Origin of the sequence: Vogesella facilis (assembly GCF_042648525.1) — a bacterium.
GTDB lineage: Bacteria > Pseudomonadota > Gammaproteobacteria > Burkholderiales > Chromobacteriaceae > Vogesella > Vogesella facilis.
On the sequence record NZ_JBHRXN010000010.1, the window covers coordinates 151,825 to 171,012 of the forward strand.

Genomic DNA, 19,188 nt, shown 5'->3' on the forward strand with positions numbered 1-19,188 from the left:
GAACCCGTTCCATCCAGAGTCACCGATACGGCCGTTGACGCAACCCGGAGAGGTTTTTTACCAGCATACGCGCAAAGATCCCGTCGGCTCACCCGTCGCCGTGAAACTCGGACTACGGGCAAACAAGGGAGGGACAAGCAATGCATGACAGTGCTACCCCACAACTACCAGTACCGACACTATTGATACGTCCTCATCCCTCGCGGACCGAGGGCCCCACTGGCTATCTGTTCAGACTGGCTGAAGCCAATTTCATGAATTTGCGCGACCTGGAGCAGATTGGCATTGCCTTCAATCCGGAAGCCCTGCAGCAACAGCAGCTGCTGCCGCATCCGCAGCTCTACCCGGAGCTACATGAGCAGGTGCGGTACGTGGCCAAGCTTCTGCAAGAGCAACCGGGTATCTGGAATCGGCAGCACGCCCGGTTTTGCCCATACTGCTTGGGGGAAGACCCGCGCTGGCGGCTTGGCTGGGAAGTTTTGCACTTTGACACCTGCCATAAGCATGGCGTGTGGCTGATCGACCAATGCTCAAGCTGTGGCGAACGCCTGACCTGGCAGCGGGATAGCCTGCTGCGCTGCAACTGTGGTGCGGATCTGCGGCAGGAAATTCCGGAGGATGCGCCCCCTGCAGGCATCCTGCTCGGCGAGGTACTAGAGCAGATACTGTTCAGACAGGACATCCGCTACCAGCATGGCTACCCATTCCAAGGGATGACGATTGCTCAAGTGCAATTGCTGATCCGATACTTGGGGGTGTATCTGGATCCGGCGGCCAGTCAGAAGCCGCTCAAGATCGCCAACTCTGGTGCGATGGTTGTGTCCTGGACCATTTCGTCACTGGCGGCAGAGATGCTGGTCTTTTGGCCTGAGAAGTTCCACCAGGCCCTCGACGTGCTGCAAAACACCGGCGGTGAGGCCAGGATCAGTCTGAAGGCCGTTTTCAAGGAGGCGTACCAGTACCTATATAAAGGAGGTTTGCGCGGAGGAGTCTACGGTCCGGTGCGGGAAGCCTTTGAACTGTGGGTCACCCATAACTGGAAAGGTGCGCTTGCCAAGCGCAACCGACGCCTGACCAACACCGTACTGGAGAACGTACAGTGGATTCCTGGCAAGGCAGCAGCTGATCGACTGGGTATCTCGATGGCCAGGCTGCGGTATCTCGTCCGCTCAGGGCAACTGGATGGCCAAGAGACGATCAGTGCCAAGAGCAGACACTTCCTGATGGTGCGGAAAGACCAGCTGGCACGAGTAGAGGAGGAGCTGGCGGGCGAGATCACCATGGCCAAAGCCATGGAAATCCTCGGGCTGGGCAAGGTCAGGCTGCGACGGATACTGAAGCTGCTTTTCCCATCTGCCAGGCGTGTGAACGACCAGCAGCACCTGCCATGGTGCATCTCCAGCACGGAGGTGTATCAGCTATCAGAACTGGGCGAGGAACTGCCACGTGTCTACTGCGTAGATGATGACGAGATTTCGCTCGCTGACGTGCTGCATTACTGGCAGTGGAACGCGGACGAGATTGTGTCGTTGGTGGAGGAGGTCAAGGCAGGGACGCTGGTGCTGACCCGGACGCTCATCGGCAAGGCCGGTATCAGCCGCTGGGTGTTCAAGCGCAAGGATCTGGTCCAGTGGCGAGCCGCCATGCAAACAGATCGGGTCAACTGGATTACGATTCCCGAGCTCGCGGAAGTGTTGGGGGTGAAACAGCAGGTGGCTTACTGGCTCACCCAGAACGACTACATCCGCTCTCACAAGTTAGGGAATAGTAAGCACCATGGCTCGCGGGTCCGTAAGATCGATGTGGACCGCTTCCTCCGACAGCACATCTTCGGCACTGAGATTGCTGACAGGATTGGTCACTCGCCCAGAAAGGCCATGCTCATGTTGAAGGCTGTATCGATCTATCCCCTTCGGGGGACCAGCATCGAAGCATGCCGCCAGCTGGTATATACTCGTTCTGAAGCGCTTGACCGGTTCCTCGCCAAGCACAGCGTCGGTGACCTGACGAAGTGGCACGACACGGTGAAGCGACGTGAGAAAGCCTGGGAGAGGATCATCTACGAAAATGGGACGCCAGTGCCCGATCCGTCCCACTTTCGACTAGAACCCCGTTGATTTGGCAAAGTCCCAAATCTAGATGGAAATGGGATCCTACAAATTTTTAAAAATCACAAAAATTCCTAGATATTTTTCATTACGCTAGAGTTTTTGGATTTTTCTTTCTGTAATCAGCTTAGCAAATGGCCTCCAGCTTTGGAGGCCATTTTTCATTTTCAGGCAGGACAGGCGATCCGTCGCATGCGCTGCCGCTTACCGCTTATCTCGCGATTCCGGCTAAAACGCCTGCCGCGAAATCTCCTGCGTCGGCAGGTTTCCCATGGGTTGCTTAATCAGGCTGACGATATGCCCCTTCAAATGCTGACCCTCCTGGGTGAAATTGAAGACGCTATTTGCCTCCATGAAGGTGGTCTGCGGGCCGAAAAAGTGCTCGCTGCCGTACCAGATTGGCCCATGGGCGTAGCGTAATTTATAAGCGCCTAGCGGCACGGTGCTGCGGTATTCCTGCGCCGGGAACACGAACAGGCTCATCACCGGCTGGTTGGTATTGGCATCTACCAGCTTCAGGTAGTAGCTGTTGCTGCCATCCGGCGTCTTGACAGTAAACGGTGCCACTCTGGGGGCCTGGGTCCACATTTCCTGATCGCCTTGCGTGATGGCGACAGGCGGCGGCAAGGGCGCTGCTGGGGTGGGGATGGCTTGGATGGCTTGCGGTGGCATGACTACCGCTGGCGGCTGCGCGGGTCTGGCGGTGTGCGGCCAGTTCTGCAGGCCCCAGATGAAGGCCAGGCCGCCCAGTGCCCACGGGGCAAGCCTGCCTATGGTCCAGTTGGACGGCTGCTCCTTGGCTGCTGGCGAGTAAACACGGCAACCGCAGTTGGGGCAGTAGCTGGCCGTTTTGCCGGCCATGGTGATGTGCGAGGTGTGACCGCAGCTGCATTGCACCCGTGTGGTCAGTTGTCTGTCCGGCATGGCTATCCACCTTGAATCGACCTAACTTGACTATGGCATGATACCGCGGCCATACAATTGTCGTGACCTGTCGGCGGTGGCGGATGGCGCTGCAGCGCAGCGCGGGATGCGGCCAACGTTGGCCGCAAGGCGGGCAGCGCATGTTCTACTGCTCGCTGCCGCACTTCCCCGCTTCAGCCCACACTGCGCGCAAACACCGCCCCCGCCAGGTAGCGCCGCAGCCAGCGCAGCAGCGGGGCGTCTTCCTGGCCGGCGCGCCAGTACAGGTGCACCTCCAGCGCCGGGAAGGCCAGGTCGCGGGCGTGGATTTCCACCAGCTGGCCGTTCAGCGTCGGGTAGCGCGCGATGTTCAGCGGCAGCACCGCCCAGCCCTGGCCCATGGCGGCCTGTTCGGCGATCACGTACAGGCTGTCGGTGCGCCACAGTTGCGGGCTGATGCGTTCGGCGGCATCGTCCTGCATCAGGCGTGGGGTGACCAGCAGCTGGCGGTGGCGCGCCAGCGTCTGGCGGTTGATGTCCGGCTCCTGCAGCAGCGGGTGGGTGCTGCCCACCACCAGCACGCGCGGCACGGCGCCGACCGGTTCCGAGGCCAGCGTGGCGTCGGCGGGGATGCGGCGGAAGGCCAGGCCGACGTCGGCGTGGCCGGCGCGCAGCCAGTCGGCGATGTTGGCCGCAGAGCCGTGGCACAGGGTGAGTTCCAGCTGCGGAAAGGCCTGGTCCAGCGCCTGCACCAGTTCCAGTTCGGCCGGGTAGGGCAGGCCTTCGTCCAGCGCCAGCGTCAGCTGTTCCGGCCGCCGGCTGCTCAGGCTCAGCGCGCGGTTGTCGAAATGGCGGCATTGCCGCAGCAGTTCGCGCGCCTCCGCCAGCAGCAGCGTGCCGGCGGGGGTGAGGCTGGGCAGGCGGCCGCCACGGTCGAACAGCTCGATATCGAGGCTGGCTTCCAGCAGGGCGATCGCGGTGCTGACCGCGGACTGGGCGCGGCCCAGCTGGCGCGCGGCGGCGGAGAACGACGGCGCTTCCGCCGCGGCGACGAAGGTGGCCAGTTGTTCCAGCGTCCATTTCATCTATCTGTCTTTCAGATGGTTTCTATCTTTAATGTACCTGATTACCAGATATAAGATGCGGCCAACTGTTTGCGGCTGTGCGGTTGTGGCCCAGCAAGCGGCGGGTGCCGGCGCTGAAGACGCGCCGGCACCCGCGCAGATTTCGAACAGGTTCCAAGGACGAGCCCACGGGAGGTGCAGGATGAACAACTATCTGATGCTGGCGATTGCCATCGTGGCCGAGGTGGTGGCCACCAGCAGCCTGAAGGCCAGCGACGGCTTTACCCGCCTGCTGCCCAGCGTGCTGGTGGTGGTGGGCTATGTGACCTCGTTCTACCTGCTGCCGCAGATCATGAAGACCCTGCCGGTGGGCATGGTGTACGCCATCTGGTGCGGGGTCGGTATCGTGGCGGTGGCGCTGGTGGGGCAGCTGCTGTACAAGCAGCTGCTGGATGGCCCGGCCTATCTCGGCATCGGCCTGATCGTGGCCGGTGTGGTGGTGCTGCAGGGCTTCTCGAAAACTTCCGGGCATTGACGCGGCTGCCGCGCGTAATGCGGTAGCCCGGCCATTGCACCGCCCCCGTTGCCGGGGGCGGTTTGCATTGCGCGCGCGGCGCCGCTCAGGCCGGCACCCGGCCCCACCACAGCCCGGTGGCGGTGCTGAAGCTGCCGTCGGCCTCCAGCTGCAGCGCGCTGGCCACTTCCTGCGGCGCCTCCTGCTGCAGCTGGCGCAGCAGCGCCACTTTTTCCGGCGGCGTGCGCATGCGCGCCACCCAGCTGGCGAACTCCAGCCGCAGCGGCCAGCTGTGGTGGGCGATGAGCTCGATGCCGCTGGCGGCGAACAGCTCGCGCCATTCGCGGTCGCTGCGGTTGCGCACGTGCGAGCGGTCGCGCAGCAGCTCCCAGCATTGCAGATGGGTGTCGGCCAGCGCGTCTTCCGGCGCCTGCACATCGATGAGCAGCACGTAGCCGCCGGGGGCGGTGACGCGGCGCATGTCGGCCAGGCCGGCGGCCAGGTCCAGCCAGTGGTGGGCGCTGTAGCGGCTGGCCACCAGCGCGAAGCTGGCGTCGGCAAACGGCAGCGCGCCGGCGTGGCCGGACTGGGTGGCGAGGTTATTCAGGCCGCGGCTGGCGGCGCTGGCGGCCACGGTGTCCAGCATCGCCGGCGCCGGGTCCAGCGCGGTGATGTGGCCCAGCAGCGGCGCCAGCTGGAAGGCGAGGTGGCCGGCGCCGCAGCCGACATCCAGCGCGCGGGCGTGGCCGGCAACGTTGGCCGCCAGCAGCTGGCAGGCCTGCGCCAGGTCGGGGCCGGCGGCGTGCACCGCGCTGGTGAGATAGGCTTGTGCCTGCGGGTCGAACTGCTGGGTGGTGGCTTGCTGGTGGGCTTGCATGGCGGGGCTCCGCGGGGTTGGATGCCGCCACCGTAACCGGGCTTGGATACCGGTACAAGCTGGGTAGTTATCCTGTTATAAACAGTAACAGCTTGCGCGCCAGCACCAAAGTCGCAGCCGCCGCGACCATGCCGGCGGCGAAATATGCGCTATGGTAGGGCCATCGCTATCGTCATTCCCGGAGCCGAGCATGCCCGTGTCGCCACACCGCCGTACCCTGCTGCTGACCTGGATCGCCATGCTGGCGTTTGCCGGCAACTCGCTGCTGTGCCGGCTGGCGCTGGCCACCACGCGCATCGATGCCGCCAGCTTTACCCTGCTGCGGCTGGCCAGCGGCGCGCTGGTGCTGGCGCTGCTGGTGCGCGGCCGCGACGGGCTGTGGACGAAGGCCGGCAGCTGGGCCGGCGCCGGCGCGCTGTTCGGCTACGCGGCGGCGTTCTCGTTCGCCTACCGCCACCTGCCCACCGCCACCGGCGCGCTGTGCCTGTTCGGCGCGGTGCAGGCCAGCATGATCGGCTACGGCCTGTGGCAGGGCGAAAGGTTGGCCGCACGGCAGTGGCTGGGCTTTGCCTGCGCGCTGGGCGGGCTGCTGCTGTTGCTGCTGCCGGGGGTGTCGGCGCCGCCGCTGGACGGCATGCTGCTGATGCTGCTGGCCGGCGTGGCCTGGGGCGTGTATTCGCTGCTGGGGCGCGGCGGCGGCGACCCCACCCAGCTCACCGCCGGCAACTTCCTGCGCGCGGTGCCGCTGGCGCTGCTGCCGCTGCTGCTGTGGCCGCCGGCGCAGCTGCCGGCGTGGGACGGCGTCGCCTACGCGCTGGCGTCCGGCGCGCTGGCCTCCGGCATCGGCTACGCCATCTGGTACACCGCGCTGCGCGGCCTGGGCGCCGCCACCGCGGCCACGGTGCAGCTGAGCGTGCCGCTGCTGGCGGCGGTGGCCGGCTGGCTGCTGCTGGGCGAGGCGCTGGGCTGGCGCACCGGGCTGGCGGCGCTGGCGATCCTCGGTGGCATCGCGCTGGTGATCGCCGGGCGCGCGGTGCGCGCCTAGCCGGCGGTGGCTGACGCTGCCGCGGCATCTGCACTACCATAGCGCGATTCACCCCGGATATTCCTTGATGCGCTATTTGCCCCTGTTGCTGCTGTGCCTGCCGCTGCCTGTCCTGGCGCTGGATTATCAGGTCGAGATCGACGCGCCGCTGCTGCTGCAGCCGCTGCTGGAGGAAAACCTCGACCTGGTGCAGCTGCGCGCCGACGACACGCTGCAGGAGCGCGACCTGGCGGCGATGCTGGAGGCCACGCCGGCCGAGGTGAAGACGCTGCTGGAAACCGAGGGCTATTTCGCGCCGGAGGTCAGCGTGCAGCGTAACGGCCAGCAGGTGCGGGTCAGTGTGCGCCCCGGGCTGCCGGTAACGGTGGCGCAGGTAACGCTGCAGTACCGCGGCGCGGTGACGCAGGAGGCCGATTACGCGCGCTTCGTCGCCGACGCCGAGGCGGGCTGGAGCCTGCCGCAGGGCGCGGTGTTCCGCCAGGGCGACTGGGACGACAGCAAGAAGGCCGCGCTGCGCCCGCTGTTGCTGGAGCGCTTCCCGCAGGCGCGCATCGTCGCCTCGCGCGCCGAGATCGATCCGGCCAGCCGCCGCGCCACGCTCAGCGTCACCATCGACAGCGGCCCGCGCATCCGCTACGGCGCATTGGTGGTCAGCGGTGCCGCGCGCTACCCGGAAAGCGTGATCCGCGGCCAGGCCAACTTCAGCGCCGGCAGCGATTTCCGCCAGCAGGACATCCTCGACTACCAGAGCAGCCTAGAAAAAGACAGCCACTACAGCGGCGTGGTGGTGGCGCCGCTGTGGGAGCAGCTGCAGGACGGCAGCGTGCCGATCGGCGTCAGCGTCAGCGAGGTGCAGCGGCAGAAGCTGGACCTGGGCCTGAACTACAGCACCGGCGACGGCCCCGGCGTGCGGCTGGGCTACGAGCACTACAACCTGTTCCGCCGCGGCTATACCGGCTCGGTGGTGCTGGACTGGAAGCGCGACAAGCAGCAGCTGGACCTGGGGCTGGGCTTCCCGCGCGAGGTGGGCGGCTATTCGCACGCCATCAACCTGCACGCCAGCCGCGAGGACAGCAACGGCGTGCTCACCGACGGCCGCGAACTGGGGGTGTTCCGCATCCGCCAGAACGGCAATGTCGAATCGCGGCTGGGGCTGGAATACGTGCTGGAGCAGGAGCACGAAAACGACGTGCTGACCCGCGACAGCAAATCGCTGATCGCCTCCTACGGCTGGACGCAGCGCGCCATCGACAACCTGCTGCGCCCCAGCAGCGGCTACCTGCTGGAGGCACAAGTGGCGGCCACGGTGGGCGACCTGGGCTCGGACACCCGCTTCCAGCGCGGCTATGTGCGGCTGGCCAATTACTGGTCGCCTAACTGGCTGCGCGGCACGCTGGTGTCGCGGCTGGAAGGCGGCCAGGTGTTTGCCGCCGATACCACCGAGGTGCCGACCTCGCGGCTGTTCAAGGCCGGCGGCGTCAACAGCGTGCGCGGCTACGAATACCAGAGCCTGGGGGTGGAGGAGAGCGACGGCAGCATCAGCGGCGGCCGCGTGCTGACCACCGCCAGCGTGGAATACCAGTACCCGCTCACACAGAACTGGCGCGCGGCGGTGTTCGTCGATGCCGGCGACGCCGCCCAGTCGTGGCAGAAACTCAACCTGGCCACCGCCTACGGCGTCGGCGCGCGCTGGCTCAGCCCGCTGGCGCCGCTGGCGTTCGACATCGCCCACGGCAACCGCGACAAGCGCTGGCGCTGGAACCTCAACCTGGGTCTGGCGTTCTGATGCCGCAGATGACTCCGCCCGAACTCGATCCCGCCACCGAAGCCGCCACCGCGCCTGCGCCCGCGCCGCGCCGCCGCTGGTGGCCGTGGCTGCTCGCTACGCCGCTGTTGCTGCTGCTGGCCGCCGCCGTGTTGTTGGCCTGGCTCAGTGCCACCCCGGCCGGCTTCGCCACCCTGTGGCGCTGGGCCGACAGCGTCAGCGGCGGCAGCCTCAAGGTTGGCCGCAGCGATGGCACGCTGTGGCAGGGCTTTACCCTGCAGCAGCTGTCCTGGCAGCACGCCGGCACGCGGCTGGACATCAGCCGGCTGCGGCTGGACTGGCAGCCGGCGGCGCTGTGGCGCGGCCAGCTGCATATCCGCCAGCTGGCCATCGGCGACATCCGCTATGCCGGCAAGCCGGCCGCCAGACCGGCCGCGCCGCCGCAGGTACCGCGCTCGCTGGCGCTGCCGCTGCCGGTGCGGCTGGATGCGCTGGCGATCGACAGCTTCAGCCAGCCGGGGCAACCGCTGCTGGCGGCGCTGCGCGCCACCTACCGCTACGACGGCGGCCGCCACCGGCTGACGCTGCGCCAGCTGGACACGCCGTGGGGCGGCGCCACCGTCGGCCTGACGGTGCGGGACGCGGCGCCGTTCCAGCTGGCCGGCCAGCTGCGCTATCAGGGCGAGCTGGAAGGCGTGGCCGCGCGCGGGCAGCTGGCGCTGGCCGGCTCGCTGCTGCAGCCGCGGCTGGCCGGCGAGATCGCCGCCCGCGGCCTGCTGATCAAGCTGACGAGCGAACTGCAGCCGTTTGCCGCGGTGCCGCTGCAGCGGCTGCGGCGGCTGGACGCGCGCGTCGGCGGCGTCAACCCGCAGGCGCTGCTGCCGGGGCTGCCGCAGGCGCGGCTGGCGCTGGCGGTCAGCGTGGAGCCGCAGGACGCCGACTCGGTGCGCGGCGGCATCTCGCTGCTCAACAGCGCGCCGGGGCCGGCCTCGGCGCAGCAGATGCCGCTGTCGCTGCTGTGGGGCGAGTTCCGCATCGATGGCGACACGCTGCGCCTGCCCGGCCTGCAGGCACAGCTGGCCGGCGGCGAGCTGACCGTCAGTGGCAGCGCCGCGCCGGACGCGCTGGCGCTGGACGCGCAGCTGCGCCATATCGACAGCCGCCAGCTGCACGCCGCGCTGCCGTCGCACCTGATCGACGGCGAGCTGCATGCCGCCGGCCGCGCGCGGCTGCCGCAACTGCGCATCAAGCTCAGCAGCGGCGAGCTGGGGCTGGATGGCCGCCTGCGGCTGGCCGAGGCGCCGCGGCGGCTGGAAGTGGCGGAACTGGCGCTGCGCACCGGCCTCGGCCGGCTGCAGGGCGAGGGCAGCTGGCAGTTCGACAGCCGGCAGCTGGCGTTTGCCGGCCGGCTGCTGGGCTTCGACCCGGCCCGCATCGACCCACGTTGGCCGCATGGCAGCATCAACGGCACGCTGGTGAGCCACGCCAATCTGGCCGCCGCGCCGCAAGGGGACGTGGCGCTGCAACTGGCCGGCAGCCAGCTCAGCCGCGCGCCGTTGGGCGGGCAGCTGCGCCTGCAGTGGCAGCCGCAACGGGTGACGCAAGTCCTGGCCGACCTGACGCTGGGGCGCAACCGGCTGCAGGCCAGCGGCGGCTACGGCCGCGCCGGCGATACGCTGGCGCTGCAGCTGGCGGCGCCGCAGCTGTCGCTGCTGGGGCCGGCCTTCGGCGGCGAGCTGAACGCCAGCCTGCAGCTGGCCGGCACCCCGGCGCGGCCGGACGTGGCCGGCAAACTGGCGGCGCAGGCGCTGCGGCTGCCGGGCGGCGTCAGCATCGGCAGCCTGCAGGGCGAGGGCAGCAGCGGCCTGCAGCAGGACAGCCCGTTCCGCCTGCAGCTGAACGGCCACGAGCTGCAGGCTGGCGGTCAGCGGCTGGACAATCTGCAGCTGAGCGCCAGCGGCAACCGCGCCGCGCACCAGCTGCAGCTGGAGGCGCGCGGCCAGCTGGGCGACAAGCCGCAGAGCATCGGCCTGGCGCTCAGCGGCGGGCTGGCACCGCAAAGCCTGCGCTGGCAGGGCCGCCTCAACAGCCTGCAGGCGGCCGGCGGCGTGGCGCTGCGGCTGGAGGCGCCGGTGGCGCTGCAACTGGCCGCCGATAGCGTGGCGCTGGGCGCCAGCCGCTGGCAGGCGCTGGGCACGCAATGGCAGCTGGAGGACAGCGGCTGGCAGCGCGCCGCCGGCTGGCACAGCAGCGGGCGGGTGAACGGCCTGGCGCTGACGGCGCTGGCGCCGTGGCTGAAGCTGCCGCTGCAGCAGGATCTGGTGCTGGCCGCCGACTGGGCGCTGGCCGGGCAGCAAGGTTGGCCGCAGGGCCGCCTCAACCTGCGCCGCGAGCGCGGCGACGTGCTGCTGCCGCAGCGGCAGCGCGGCCCGCAGGCGCTGGGGCTGAGCCGCGCCGAGCTGCAGCTGGGGCTGGGGCCGGCGGCGCCGCTGAAGCTGGCGCTGGACAGCCGCTTCGGCCGCCTCAATGGCGAGGGCACGCTGCAGCTGCCGGCCGGCGGCACGCTGGCGGCGGCGCAGATTGCCGCCCGGGTGCAGCTGGCGGTGCCGACGCTGGGTGTTTTCCAGCAATGGCTGGGCAATGGCTACGACCTGGACGGCGCGCTGACTGCCGACGTGCGGCTGTCCGGCCCCTTGCTGGCGCCGCTGTACAACGGCGACATCAACGGCCAGCAGCTGCGCTTTAGCGAGCGCAAGAACGGCATCCGCCTGGAAGACGGCGTGCTGCTGGCGCGGCTGCAGCAGCGCGCGCTGCTGGTGGACAAACTGAGCTTCGGCAAGCAGGGCGAGCTGCAGGCCAGCGGCAACCTGGCGCTGGACGGCGACCAGCCGGGGGCGGCGATCAACCTGCGGCTGGCGCGCTTCGCGCTGATCGAGCGCCCGGGGCGGCGGCTGACGGTGTCCGGCAACAGCCGCATCACCCTGGAGCAGGGCAAGGTGTTCCTGCGCGGCGAGCTGGGGGTGGACCAGGCGCGCATGGAGCTGCCCAAGCTGGGCGGGCCGCGGCTGTCGTCCGACGTGAGCGTGGTCGGGCGCGAGGTGGTGGTGGACGGCGACAGCACGCTGCCGCTGGGGGTGGACCTGAACATCGCGCTGGGCAAGGATTTCCGCTTCAGCGGTAACGGGCTGGATGCCTGGCTGGGCGGCAATGTGCGGCTGCTGGCCGAGCCTGGCGGCGCGCTGCAGGCGCGCGGCCAGGTGCGGGTGGACAAGGGCCGCTTCAAGGCCTACGCCCAGGATCTGGACATCGACAAGGGGCTGATCACCTTCAACGGCGCGCTGGACAACCCGTCGCTGGACATCCGCGCCACGCGGCGCAATTCCAGCGTCGGCGCCGGGGTGGAGATCGGCGGCTCGGTGCTGCTGCCGTCGGTGACGCTGGTGGCGGACGAGGCGATGTCGGAGAAGGACAAGCTGTCGTGGCTGGTGCTGGGCCGCGCCGCCACGCTGGGCGACAGCAGCAACGGCATGGGCGGCGCCGCCTCGGCCGGCGGCCTGCTGGCCGGCATGCTCAACGACCGCGTCGGGCTGTTCGACGACGTGGGGGTGCAGTCGCGCGCCGCCAGCACCAGCAGCGACGGCACGGTGAACCCGGCCGAGCAGGTGGTGACGCTGGGCAAGCAGCTGACGCGCGAGCTGTACGTCGGCTACGAGTACGGGCTGAAGAGCGCCGAGCAGGCGGTGCGCATCAGCTACCAGTTGTCGCAGAAGCTGTCGCTGATCGCCCGCGCCGGGCGCGAGGCGTCCAGCGAGTTGCGTTACACGCTGCGCTTTGATTGAGGCTGCCTGGGCAGGGCGTTTCGCCGCGATGCGGCCAACCTTGCGCGGGTCTGGTCCGAGGCCAACCCGCCCTACACGGGGTGATCCACCTCCGCCGCCAGCGGGCGGTAGGTGGGGTCGAGCGCAGCGAGGCCCAACGTTTACCGCGTCTGGTTTTGTATCCGCTGCGCGGATGCTATTTGAAATCGCCGGTTCCGCCCGGCGTACGGGGAGGGGGGCGTGCCGCCGCCCCCCTCCACCCCCGCTCGCCCCTTATGGTCCGCGAAACCCCGCCAAAAACGGCAGCCGCAAGGCGCGGCCGAACTCGCCGCGCGCTAACGTCGCGCGGCTCAGACAAAGCGGCCGCTTAAAACCTTGCGGATACCGTTTTTGCCGGCGCTCCCCGTGGGGCAGTTTGGGTGCTACACAACGTTGGCCGCATGTTGTGGGCGTGGGTTGATGTGGCCAACGTTTTTGTTCCGTATGTTGTAGGGCGGGTTGAACCAGCGGTTCATACCCGCGCAAGCCGCCAACGTCGCGCGGGTATGGCCTGCGGCCAACCTGCCCTACGAGGTTAGGCACACTAAGCGCCCACCTGCATCGGGCTTCCGCCCTACCGTGTACGGTCCAAAAACATGCCGCCCACCTTGCGGTTGGGCGGCATGTTTGCCTGGCGGGTCGGGTTCAGTAATCCCGCTGCGGTACCAGCACCGTGCGGTTGCCGTTGCTTTCCATCGCCGAGACGATGCCGGCGGCCTCCATGTCCTCGATCAGCCGTGCGGCGCGGTTGTAGCCGATGCGCAGCTGGCGCTGCACCGAGGAGATCGATGCCTTGCGGGTGCGCAGCACGATCTCCACCGCCTCGTCGTACAGCGGGTCGGCCTCGCTGCCGGCGGCCGCCTTGCCCTTGGCCTCCAGCTGCTCCTCGTCGGCTACCGATTCGCCGGTGAGCAGGCCTTCCACGTAGTCCGGTTCGCCCCACTGCTTCAGGTACTCCACCACCGCGTGCACTTCCTCGTCGGTGACGAAGGCGCCGTGCACGCGCTGCGGGTAGCCGGTGCCCGGCGGCAGGAACAGCATGTCGCCCTGGCCCAGCAGGCTTTCGGCGCCCATCTGGTCGAGGATGGTGCGGCTGTCGATCTTGCTGGACACCTGGAACGCCACGCGGGTGGGGATGTTGGCCTTGATCAGGCCGGTGATCACGTCCACCGACGGCCGCTGCGTGGCCAGGATCAGGTGGATGCCGGCGGCGCGTGCCTTCTGCGCCAGGCGCGCGATCAGTTCCTCGATCTTCTTGCCGGCCACCATCATCAGGTCGGCGAACTCGTCCACCACCACCACGATGAAGGGCAGCGTGGTTAGCGGTTCCGGGGTTTCCGGCGTCAGCGTGAACGGGTTGGTCAGGCGCAGGCCGGCGGCCTCGGCGGCGCGCACCTTGTCGTTGTAGCCGGCGATGTTGCGCACGCCGAGGTGGCTCATCAGCCGGTAGCGCTTTTCCATCTCGCCCACGCACCAGTTCAGCGCGTTGGCGGCCAGCTTCATGTCGGTGACCACCGGTGCCAGCAGGTGCGGGATGTCGTTGTACACCGACAGCTCCAGCATCTTGGGGTCGATCATGATGAAGCGCACTTCGTCCGGCGTGGCCTTGAACAGCATCGACAGGATCATGGCGTTGACGCCCACCGACTTGCCGGAGCCGGTGGTGCCGGCCACCAACAGGTGCGGCGCCTTGGCCAGGTCGGTGACCACCGGCGCGCCGGTGATGTCCTGTCCCAGCGCCAGCGTCAGCTTGGAGGCGTTGCCGGTGAACACCTCGGCGCCGAAGATCTCCGACAGGCGGATCATCTGCCGCTGCGGGTTGGGTAGCTCCAGCCCCATGCAGGTCTTGCCGGGGATGGTTTCCACCATGCGGATCGAGGCCAGGCCCAGCGCGCGCGACAGGTCCTTGCTGAGGTTCACCACCTGGCTGCCGCGCACGCCCACCGCCGGTTCCACCTCGTAACGGGTAATCACCGGGCCGGCGTAGGCATCCACCACCGCCACCTTGACCTTGAACTCGGCGCACTTTTCCTCGATCAGGATGCCGCGCTCGATCAGGTAGTCCTCACTCTGCACCGCCTTGCTGGTTTCCGCCGGTCGCAGTAGTTCCAGCGACGGCAGCGTCACGTCGCCGTACACCACCGGGATGTGGCGCGGCGGTGGCATCAGCGGCAGCTGCTGCGCTGGCGCTGACCACGGCGTGGCGGCCAAGGTGGCGGGTTCGGCGCTGTCCGCATCAGGCGGCTGGCGGCGGTCATCGTCGCTGTGCGTGTCGGTGGCGTCGGCGCTGCTGCTGTCGGCAACGGCGCTGTCGTTCAGTAGCTGCCACGGCAGCGCCGGCTTGGCTGCCGGGCTGGCGCTGTCGGTCGCATCGTCGCTGGCGTCCAGCACATGCCAGACCAGGTCGCCGCTGCGCGACGGCTGTTGCTGCCAGCCGCCGGCGGGCGCGGCCTGCTCCCACGGCGCCGTGGTGGCTGCCGGCGGCGAGGGTTCGCCGGCGACCGTGGCGGGTTCGGGCTGTGCGCTGCTGGCCTGCGTGGCGCTGGCCGGGCGCGGTTCGACTACGGCGTCGTCATTGCTGCCGTGTTCCGGTTGGTGATGTGCCGTGCTGTCGGTGGCGGCCGCTACGCTTGCCACGCTGCTGAAGTGGCTGGCGGCTTGCGGCGCGGCGTGCCAGCTGCCCGCCTGGCGCTGCTGCCAGGGCGAACGCGGCGCACGGCTGGCCGCCGGCAGGGTTAGCGGCGCTGCCGGCTGGCTGGCGGGCAGAGTGGGCGCGGGGTCTGCGGCGTGAGCTGGCGCCGGCGCTAGCTCGGGCGTGGCGCTGGTCGCGTAGTCGGCAACGCCGATGGTGGTTGCCGCGTGCTGTGCGGCCAGGCTGGCTGCGGCCGGTGGCGTGCTTTCCTCGGCCGGTGGTAGTGCCGCAGGCGCGCGGTCCGGCACAGGCTGGGCCTCGGTCGCGGTGTACGACGGCCACGGCTGCGCGGCCAGGCTGGCTGCGGCCGCTGGCGCGCTTTCTACGGCCGGCGGCAGTGCCGCGGGTGCGCGGTCTGGCACGGGCTGGGCCTCGGTCGCGGCGTGCGGTGGCCACGGCTGGGCGGCCAGGCTGGCGGCGGCCGCTGGTGCGCTTGCCACGGCCGGCGGTAGTGCCGCGAGTGCGTGGTCCTCTAGCGGCAAGGCTTCGATCTCGGTCTCGGTCTCGGCGGGCAGCGGCTCGCGCCCGGCGCTGAAGCGCGATTGCGGGCCGAACAGTGCGGCGGCGGCGCGTTCGCGTTCGTCCTGCGGCAAGGGCGCGGTGAAGCTGGGGGCCGGGTCCGGCGGATAGTACGCTTCGCTGGCGGCCACGGGCTTGCCGGCGGCTGGTGCTGCCGGGCGGCTGCCGGCGGCGGGCGACGGCTTGCCGTGCAGCTGCTGCAGGCTGGCGCGCACTTCGGCCGGATCGATCAGCGGCAGGTCGCGCGCGGGCTTGGCTTGCGGCGGCTGTGGCTGGCCACGTTGGCCGCGGCGTTTGAGATCGCGCTGCAGGTTGTGCTGCACCTCGTCCAGCCCGATCACCGGCAGCGGCGCCGCCGGCGGCGGTGTGGCGCTGTGCTTGTAGCGCGGCAGCTGGCTGGGCAGCTCGCGGATGATCTCGGGCTGCGGCGCAGGCGGCGCCAGCGGCTTGGGCTGCCGTGGCGGCAGGGTGATGATTTCCGGTGCCGGTGCCGGTGCGGTCGCGGCGGGTTCGCTGGCGGCCGGGGCGGCGTCGGGCATCTCGCTGAGCAGGTTGCGGCGGGGTTTGGCGGCCGGGCTGGCGCTGGGGGCGGGCTCGGCGGCCGCGGGCGCGGCCGGCTGGTCCACGCCGTCGCCTTCTTCCATGCTCAGGGTGTCGCGCACACGTTGTCCTAGCGTGTGCAGCAGTTTGAACAGCTCCATGCCTGTGTTCGCTTCCGGGGGCGGGCCGCGCGGCTGCGGGCGGCCCGGTGCTGGTTTCTGGGGTGGCCGTCGGCGGCGCTGCTAGTCGCCGGGCAGCGCGCGGCGCAGCCGTAGGCCGGAAGACAGACCGCGTTTAGCGGATCTTGTTCCAGCCGGCGACGGCCTCTTTCTTGTTGTCGGCCTGCGGGCCGATGGCGCTGCAGTTGCCCTGGCCGGCGTAGCGCGTGCACTGCACCCAGAAGCGCCGCGAGCCGGCTTTGACCAGCTCGGCGGGGGCGCCGCATTTGTAACAGGGTTTCGGGCTGGCGCTGGTGTCGCTCATGGCGGCTCTCCTCGATGGCAAGGGGCAGATGATACCGCAAAGGTGTGGCCGGGTTTGAGCCGTGGCGGCGCTTTTGGCTACACTGCAGCATGACTTTTGCTGATGGCGCGACGACGATGCAGGCTCATGGCGACTACCGCATCCACACGGCCGGCCGCGTGCTGTGGATCGTGGTGTCCGGCGGTATCAATTACCAGTTCGCCTGCAATTACCGCGACGCGGTGCGCGCGGCGGCCGAGGCGCTGGGGCCGGGGCCGTGGCTGCGGGTCAACGATATCCGCCACTGGCAGCTGGGCGGGCCGGAGGTGATCCCGCCGCTGCAGGAGCTGATGCAGTGGTGCGAGGCGCATGAGCTGGCACACAGCATCAATATCGTGTCGATGGTCAATCTGCAGAAACACATGCTGGACCGGATGATGGCCGGCGTGGCGCGCCACTCGCAGCGCCATCTCACCCACGGCGTGGATGACACCTGCCAGCTGCTGCTGCAACTGGCGCCGACGCTGGAGCTGGCGCCGTTGCTGGCAGCGGTCTACCCGGCGCGCTGACCGCCCGCCCTGCCCCGCCCTGCCCCGCCCTGCCCCGCGCTGGCGCCGCTTTGCCGCGCCAGGCGGCAAGGTTGGCCGCAGCGGCTGCGTCATCAGCCGCTGGCGCCGTCGCCCTGCTCGCGCGCCAGCAGCCACAGCCGCAGGTCGAATTCCAGCTGGTGGTAGTGCGGCTCCATGTGGTTGCACAGCTGGTAGAAGGCCTTGTCGTGCTCCTTCACTTTCAGGTGCGCCAGCTCGTGCACCACGATCATGCGCAGCAGTTGCGGCGGGGTGTCGCGGAACAGCGTGGCGATGCGGATCTCGTTCTTGCGCTTGAGCTTACCGCCCTGCACCCGCGACACGAAGGCATTGCTGCCCAGCGTGCCTTTCACCGGGTGCAGGGTGTTGTCGTACTGCACCCGCGCCAGCGCGGCGGTGTTCTTCAGGTAGCGCTGCCTGAGCTCGCTGACGTAGTCGTACAGCGCGCGGTCGGTCTGGATGTCGTGGCGGTCCGGGTAGCGCCGGGCCAGCCAGCTGCCCAGCTGGCCGCTGTCCAGCAGCGCCGCCACTTGTTGCAGCAGGGGTTCCGGGTAGCCGGCGAGGTATTTGATCTGGAGCATGGCCGCATTGTAACGCGCGGCAGGCCGCCGGCTACTCGTCGGCCTGCAGGCAGCGGTTGCGGCCGGCCAGCTTGGCGGCGTACAGCGCCTGGTCGGCGCGCGCCAGCAGGGTGTCGATATTGTCCTGCGGCGACAGCATGCCGGCCACGCCGATGCTGACGGTGAGCTGGATCATGCGCTCGTGCCAGCTCAGCTCCAGGTTGGCGATGGCGTCGCGCAGGCGGTTGGCCAGCTGCAGCGCGCGCTCGCCGTCCTCCTGCGGCAGCAGGATGCAGAATTCCTCGCCGCCCCAGCGGGCGATCTGGTCGGTGTCGCGCAGCTGCTGGCGCAGCAGCTGGGCAATTTCGCACAGCACGTAGTCGCCGGCGGCGTGGCCCAAGCCGTCGTTGATCAGTTTGAAGTGGTCCAGGTCCAGCATTAGCACGCTGAAGCTGGTCTGGTAGCGCTGCAGCAGCTGCAGCGCGCCCTGGCAGCGTTCGAGGAAGGCGCGGCGGTTGGCGAGGCCGGTGAGCGGGTCGATGCTGGCCTGGCGCGCCAGCTCGGCCTCGGCGGCGTGCCGCGCCAGCTCCAGGTCGCGCACGTGCAGCAGCGAGCCGATGGTGTCGGCCAGGGTGGACAGCTGCGCCACCAGCTCCGGCTCGTAGCCGCCGGGGCGGTCGGCCAGCACCATCAGCCCCTTGACCGTGCCGTGGCAGAAGCAGGGAATCGCCAGCAGCGAGGTGAGCTGCGCCAGCCGGGTGTCCTCCTCGGCGAACAGCCGCGGCTGGTTGATCACCAGCGGGTCGCCGTCGCTGAGCGCCGAGGCCAGGATGTGGTCGAAGCCGTACAGCCGGTAGCTGCTGTCGTGCTTTTGCAGCAGCGGCAGCAGCCAGGCCATGGCGATGGCGTCGTTCTGCGCCAGCCCGAGGATGTCCAGGTACAGGTTGCCGTCGTGGTCCAGCTGGCAGCTGGCGATGAAGCCCAGCCGGCTGCCGCTGCTTTCCAGCAGCGGCGCCAGGATGGTCTGGCTGGCGGGCTCCATATTGCGGTCCAGCAGAAAGCCGGCCTGCGCCTGGTTGACGCTCACCAGCCGCTCGCATTGCTGGGCGATGGCCTGCTGCGTCATGCGCGTGCGCAGCAGCTCGCACACGGTATCGGCCAGCAGCTGCAGCTGCTGCTGCTCGCTGGCGCCGAACGGCCGCGGCCGGCGATCGTTGATGCACAGCGTGCCGATGGTGTGGCTGCCGTCCAGCCGCAGCGGCGCGCCGGCGTAAAAGCGCAGCCCCAGCTCGGTGACCAGCGGGTTGTCGGCAAAGCGCGGATCCTGCAGCGTGTCTTCCACCACCAGCATGCTGCCGCTGGCCACCACGTGGCCGCACAGCGACACCTCGCGCGGCGTCTCGTGCAGCGCCATGCCGTGGCGCGCCTTGAACCACTGCCGGTCGTGATCCACCAGGCTCAGCAGCGCGGTGGGCGCATCGAATATGGCGGCGGCCAGGCTGACGATACGATCCAGCTCCGGCTCCGGCGGGGTATCCAGCAGCGCGGTACGCTGCAACAGGGCGAGTCTGGCCTGCTCGCCGGCAGGTGTGGGGGGAGCTTGCATGGGCTTTCTCCGGGTACCAGTCTTAAGTGTAGGAAACCCGTGGCCAATCATGAAGTTGACTGTGGCATGCCCTGCCCGCGACCGGCCGC

At 69.0% G+C, this 19,188-nt stretch carries 13 protein-coding genes; 6 read left to right on the forward strand and 7 right to left on the reverse strand.

Annotated elements, in window-relative coordinates; all coding sequences use genetic code 11:
• Positions 1-140: 140 nt before the first annotated feature.
• Positions 141-2,117 carry a TniQ family protein gene (locus ACFOLG_RS04860; RefSeq protein WP_386089008.1) on the forward strand — a complete coding sequence of 659 codons (1,977 nt, stop codon included), beginning with the start codon at positions 141-143 and terminating at the stop codon, positions 2,115-2,117.
• 219 nt (positions 2,118-2,336) lie between these two features.
• Here the strand turns inward: ACFOLG_RS04860 and ACFOLG_RS04865 are convergent, their stop codons facing one another.
• Complete coding sequence (locus ACFOLG_RS04865) at positions 2,337-3,032, reverse strand: hypothetical protein (RefSeq protein WP_386089010.1); 696 nt, start codon at positions 3,030-3,032, stop codon at positions 2,337-2,339.
• A 173-nt stretch (positions 3,033-3,205) separates the two neighbouring features.
• On the reverse strand, positions 3,206-4,096 hold the full coding sequence (locus ACFOLG_RS04870; RefSeq protein ID WP_386089012.1) for a LysR family transcriptional regulator: 891 nt from the start codon (positions 4,094-4,096) through the stop codon (positions 3,206-3,208).
• A gap of 181 nt (positions 4,097-4,277) precedes the next feature.
• On the opposite strand from ACFOLG_RS04870, the gene ACFOLG_RS04875 reads away from it, so the two are divergent.
• Positions 4,278-4,610: a DMT family transporter gene (locus ACFOLG_RS04875; protein ID WP_386089014.1), complete on the forward strand. Its 333-nt coding sequence runs from the start codon at positions 4,278-4,280 to the stop codon at positions 4,608-4,610.
• A gap of 85 nt (positions 4,611-4,695) precedes the next feature.
• On the opposite strand, the gene ACFOLG_RS04880 is transcribed toward ACFOLG_RS04875, so the two are convergent.
• A complete protein-coding gene (locus ACFOLG_RS04880; RefSeq protein ID WP_386089016.1) occupies positions 4,696-5,466 on the reverse strand; it encodes a class I SAM-dependent methyltransferase in 771 nt (256 codons plus the stop codon).
• A 190-nt stretch (positions 5,467-5,656) separates the two neighbouring features.
• Between ACFOLG_RS04880 and ACFOLG_RS04885 the strand changes: the two genes are divergently transcribed.
• The 3 genes from ACFOLG_RS04885 to ACFOLG_RS04895 all read left to right on the forward strand — a co-directional run bounded on the left by ACFOLG_RS04885 (position 5,657) and on the right by ACFOLG_RS04895 (position 12,115).
• Entirely contained in the window at positions 5,657-6,511 is an 855-nt protein-coding gene (locus tag ACFOLG_RS04885; RefSeq protein WP_386089018.1) for a DMT family transporter, read from the forward strand.
• A gap of 67 nt (positions 6,512-6,578) precedes the next feature.
• Positions 6,579-8,297, forward strand: a complete 1,719-nt coding sequence (locus ACFOLG_RS04890) for an autotransporter assembly complex protein TamA (RefSeq protein ID WP_386089020.1) — start codon at positions 6,579-6,581, stop codon at positions 8,295-8,297.
• A gap of 8 nt (positions 8,298-8,305) precedes the next feature.
• Positions 8,306-12,115 carry a translocation/assembly module TamB domain-containing protein gene (locus ACFOLG_RS04895; RefSeq protein WP_386089023.1) on the forward strand — a complete coding sequence of 1,270 codons (3,810 nt, stop codon included), beginning with the start codon at positions 8,306-8,308 and terminating at the stop codon, positions 12,113-12,115.
• Positions 12,116-12,778: 663 nt separating this feature from the next.
• Here the strand turns inward: ACFOLG_RS04895 and ACFOLG_RS04900 are convergent.
• Both ACFOLG_RS04900 and ACFOLG_RS04905 read right to left on the reverse strand, forming a co-directional pair.
• Positions 12,779-16,045, reverse strand: coding sequence for a DNA translocase FtsK (locus ACFOLG_RS04900; RefSeq protein WP_386089026.1), 3,267 nt, complete (start codon positions 16,043-16,045; stop codon positions 12,779-12,781).
• A gap of 133 nt (positions 16,046-16,178) precedes the next feature.
• Entirely contained in the window at positions 16,179-16,367 is a 189-nt protein-coding gene (locus tag ACFOLG_RS04905; protein ID WP_349584587.1) for a Lar family restriction alleviation protein, read from the reverse strand.
• A gap of 89 nt (positions 16,368-16,456) precedes the next feature.
• Between ACFOLG_RS04905 and ACFOLG_RS04910 the strand changes: the two genes are divergently transcribed.
• A complete protein-coding gene (locus ACFOLG_RS04910) occupies positions 16,457-16,915 on the forward strand; it encodes a hypothetical protein (RefSeq protein ID WP_386089029.1) in 459 nt (152 codons plus the stop codon).
• A 92-nt stretch (positions 16,916-17,007) separates the two neighbouring features.
• Here ACFOLG_RS04910 and ACFOLG_RS04915 read toward each other — a convergent pair whose 3' ends face one another.
• On the reverse strand, positions 17,008-17,514 hold the full coding sequence (locus tag ACFOLG_RS04915; protein ID WP_386089031.1) for a M48 metallopeptidase family protein: 507 nt from the start codon (positions 17,512-17,514) through the stop codon (positions 17,008-17,010).
• 31 nt (positions 17,515-17,545) lie between these two features.
• Positions 17,546-19,099, reverse strand: coding sequence for a sensor domain-containing diguanylate cyclase (locus ACFOLG_RS04920; RefSeq protein WP_386089034.1), 1,554 nt, complete (start codon positions 19,097-19,099; stop codon positions 17,546-17,548).
• Between the last annotated feature and the right edge of the window lie 89 nt (positions 19,100-19,188).